General features: G+C 69.3%; 1 protein-coding gene. It reads left to right on the top strand.

Going from position 1 to position 1,681, the window contains the following annotated elements; translation table 11 throughout:
- Positions 1-1,681 (top strand): VCBS domain-containing protein (locus ACXJ7R_RS31890; RefSeq protein WP_457155283.1); only part of this gene is annotated, 1,681 nt, incomplete at both ends.

The raw sequence follows: 1,681 nt of genomic DNA, 5'->3' as shown, positions 1-1,681 counted from the left end.
GTCGGCGTCCGGCACGCTGACCTCCTCGGATGTCGACCACGGCGCGACGGCGACCTGGAGCGGCGACGCGACGGGCACCTATGGCGCGTTTGCGATCAACCCGACGACGGGCGCCTGGAGCTTCGCGCTCGATCAGGGCGCGGCCGATCATCTGGCCGAGGGCGAGAGCGACACSCAGACGTTCACCGCCACGGTCACCGACGACAAGGGCGCGACGGCAACGCAAACCGTCACCATCACCATCACCGGCACCAACGACAGCCCGGTGATCACGACGGCGGTCGGCCAGGATGCCGGCACGGTTGTCGAGGCCGGCAATCTGGACAACGGCACGGTTGTCGCCGGGACGCCGTCGGCGTCCGGCACGCTGACCTCCTCGGATGTCGACCACGGCGCGACGGCGACCTGGAGCGGCGACGCGACGGGCACCTATGGCGCGTTTGCGATCAACCCGACGACGGGCGCCTGGAGCTTTGCGCTCGATCAGGGCGCGGCCGATCATCTGGCCGAGGGCGAGAGCGACACGCAGACATTCACCGCCACGGTCACCGACGACAAGGGCGCGACGGCAACGCAAACCGTCACCATCACCATCACCGGCACCAACGACAGCCCGGTGATCACGACGGCGGTCGGCCAGRATGCCGGCACGGTTGTCGAGGCCGGCAACCTGGACAACGGCACGGTTGTCGCCGGGACGCCGTCGGCGTCCGGCACGCTGACCTCCTCGGATGTCGACCACGGCGCGACGGCGACCTGGAGCGGCGACGCGACGGGCACCTATGGCGCGTTTGCGATCAACCCGACGACGGGCGCCTGGAGCTTCGCGCTCRATCAGGGCGCGGCCGATCATCTGGCCGAGGGCGAGAGCGACACCCAGACGTTCACCGCCACGGTCACCGACGACAAGGGCGCGACGGCGACGCAAACCGTCACCATCACCATCACCGGCACCAACGACAGCCCGGTGATCACGACGGCGGTCGGCCAGGATGCCGGCACGGTTGTCGAGGCCGGCAACCTGGACAACGGCACGGTTGTCGCCGGGACGCCGTCGGCGTCGGGCACGCTGTCCTCCTCGGATGTCGACCACCTGGCGACGGCGACCTGGAGCGGCGACGCGACGGGCACCTATGGCGCGTTTGCGATCAACCCGACGACGGGCGCCTGGAGCTTTGCGCTCAATCAGGGTGCGGCCGATCATCTGGCCGAGGGCGAGAGCGACACGCAGACGTTCACCGCCACGGTCACCGACGACAAGGGCGCGACGGCGACGCAAACCGTCACCATCACCATCACCGGCACCAACGACAGCCCGGTGATCACGACGGCGGTCGGCCAGGATGCCGGCACGGTTGTCGAGGCCGGCAATCTGGACAACGGCACGGTTGTCGCCGGGACGCCGTCGGCGTCCGGCACGCTGTCCTCCTCGGATGTCGACCACCTGGCGACGGCGACCTGGAGCGGCGACGCGACGGGCACCTATGGCGCATTTGCGATCAACCCGACGACGGGCGCCTGGAGCTTTGCGCTCRATCAGGGTGCGGCCGATCATCTGGCCGAGGGCGAGAGCGACACSCAGACGTTCACCGCCACGGTCACCGACGACAAGGGCGCGACGGCGACGCAAACCGTCACCATCACCATCACCGGCACCAACGACAGCCCGGTGAGTGATCAC

This window comes from Mesorhizobium sp. P5_C1 (genome assembly GCF_054049815.1).
This window is presented reverse-complemented; position numbering and strand designations above follow the sequence as displayed.